This window comes from Nonomuraea sp. H19 (genome assembly GCF_052068215.1).
In the GTDB taxonomy this organism is placed as follows: Bacteria; Actinomycetota; Actinomycetes; order Streptosporangiales; family Streptosporangiaceae; genus Nonomuraea.
In genome coordinates this window covers 1-1966 of sequence record NZ_JBQHCV010000105.1, presented here as the reverse complement: position 1 = coordinate 1966, position 1966 = coordinate 1, and the positions used below count along the sequence as shown (strand labels likewise).

Annotated in this window: 2 protein-coding genes; both read right to left on the bottom strand. The window is 67.2% G+C overall.

Annotated features, from left to right (window positions below):
- The coding region (locus ACTMTI_RS56740) for a phosphotransferase family protein (protein WP_441129384.1) at positions 1 to 691 on the bottom strand (691 nt) is incomplete at its 3' end.
- A gap of 51 nt (positions 692 to 742) precedes the next feature.
- The gene (locus tag ACTMTI_RS56735; protein ID WP_441129383.1) at positions 743 to 1864 is read right to left on the bottom strand and encodes an IS630 family transposase; all 1122 of its coding nucleotides are present in this window, start codon (positions 1862 to 1864) and stop codon (positions 743 to 745) included.
- Positions 1865 to 1966 lie beyond the last annotated feature (102 nt).

The window sequence follows — 1966 nt, the reverse complement described above, 5'->3', positions numbered from 1 at the left end:
AGCTGGCCTCAACGGCCGCAAGGTCCTCGGCGGGATCACCGATCGTGACCTCATCCCAATCGATCACCCCGCTGAGCACGGGCAGTCGGTCATGGCACTCCCATAGGACGTTCTCGGCGCCGAGATCACCGTGGACCACCGCCTCGGTGATGTGGGGAAGGCTGTCGAGCGCCGCGAGCTCTCGCTCGGCTCGTTGACGCCCGCCATCGGACATGAGCCCGAAAAGTTCGGCGCGGACGTCCGCTGGGAACTGCCGCCATCGATCTGGTGGTGCTGGCAGGGCCGCTCGCACGTTCTCCTCAGCGCCGATCCTGGCCAGTTCGGTAAGCAGCGTGACGTACTGCGCCGCCGCGGCCTCAGCCACTTGGGGATCTTCGAGTGCTTCGACCTCCAGCGGGGTTCCGGGAACGCGGCTGAGGACCAGGAACGGCGGCTGGTCTGTGCCGTGAGTGCTGCCCTCCAGCAGTGGCTGAGGCGTGCGGAAGCCGACATCGAATCGGGCGAGCAGGCGCAAGACAGCGGCCCTGTGCGGCAGCCGGGCGGCCGCGGCTTCGGTGCGAGGCAGGCACACGACACGATCTGCGCCGATCACTACCTGGTGGAATTGCCCTTGACGGACGGTGAGATCGTCCGGTTTGACGCCCGGCAGTAGCCGGCTCAGCAGAGCGCGATTCGTCTGCAGGACCTGCATGAGGTGCGAACTGTCCTTTCCTTCAGCGTGGCGGGAGTACCGGGCGCGTGGTCACGCGGCGGGTGCCAGCGGTCGGCCGCCCCAGCGGATGCCTTTCTCGCTGCGGATCCGCGCGCGTTCACGGCGTTGCGCGGCCAGCACGTCGGGGTGGCGGGCGTGAGCGTTGCGCCAGCGCAGGTAAGCCTGCAGGGCCCGGGTCTGCACGGTGTGGTTGGGATGGTTGGAGTTGGCCAGCGTGAACTGGCGTAGCGGTCCGAAGTGCGCCTCGATCGGGTTGGCCCAAGAGGCATACGTCGGGGTGAACAGCAGCTCGACCTTGTTCTTCTTCGCCCAGGTGAGGATGCGTCGGTTCTTGTGTGCCGACAGGTTATCCAGGATGACGTAGATCGGTGCGCCGTCCGGGCGGGCTGCGCGGATCGACTTCAGCGCGGCCCAGGTGTGGTCGCTGCTCTTGCGCCGGTGGTTGACGCCCCATAGCAGGTCGTCGCCGACGGAGTAGCAGCCGTGGAAGTAGGTGACGCCGTGGGTGCGGTGATAGGTGGCCGGCAGCCGGTCTGGCTCGCCCGCGGGTGCCCAGCCCGATCCGGCAGTAGGGCGGATGCCCAACGGCCCGAACTCGTCGAAGGCGAAGGTGCGCTCGGGCCGCTGGGTGAGGGCGTACTCGATGCGTTCCAGCTTGGCCTCGAAGTCCGGGTCGGGCGATTCTTTCCAGCTTTTGGTGCGCTGGAAGGTGATCCCGCGCCGGGCCAGCAGGATGCGTAACGCTTCCCGCCCGATGGTGATGACGCGGTCAGGCAGGCGGCGCAGATAGTCCAGGAGTTTGCGGATGGACCAGCGGGTGAACGGCTGGCCGAGCTTGGCCGGTCGGGTGGTGGCCGTCTGGGCGACGAATTCTTCGTCGTCAGGACTCAGCAGGCGGGGACGGCCTCCCGCCCACTGAGGGTCCAGGCAGGCCAGCCCGATCTCGTTGAAGCGGTGGATGACATCGCGCACAGTGTCCTCATCGGCCTGCACCAGGCGGGCGATGACCGGCACCGTGTTGCCGCCCGCTGAGGCCAGCAGGATCATCGTCCGCCGGTAACGCACCGTGCTGGTGGTGCCGCGCCGCACGATCCGCTGCAGTTTCTGCCCTTCCGGATCCGTCAATCTGCGGACCCTGACGGGTTGCGCCATCCTGCCTCCTGGATGCCGATCGAACGAACGTGATCAGCACTATCCAACCGGCATAGGCGTCCTACGCGCCAACCCGGTGATCGTTTCCGGTCAAAGCACTAG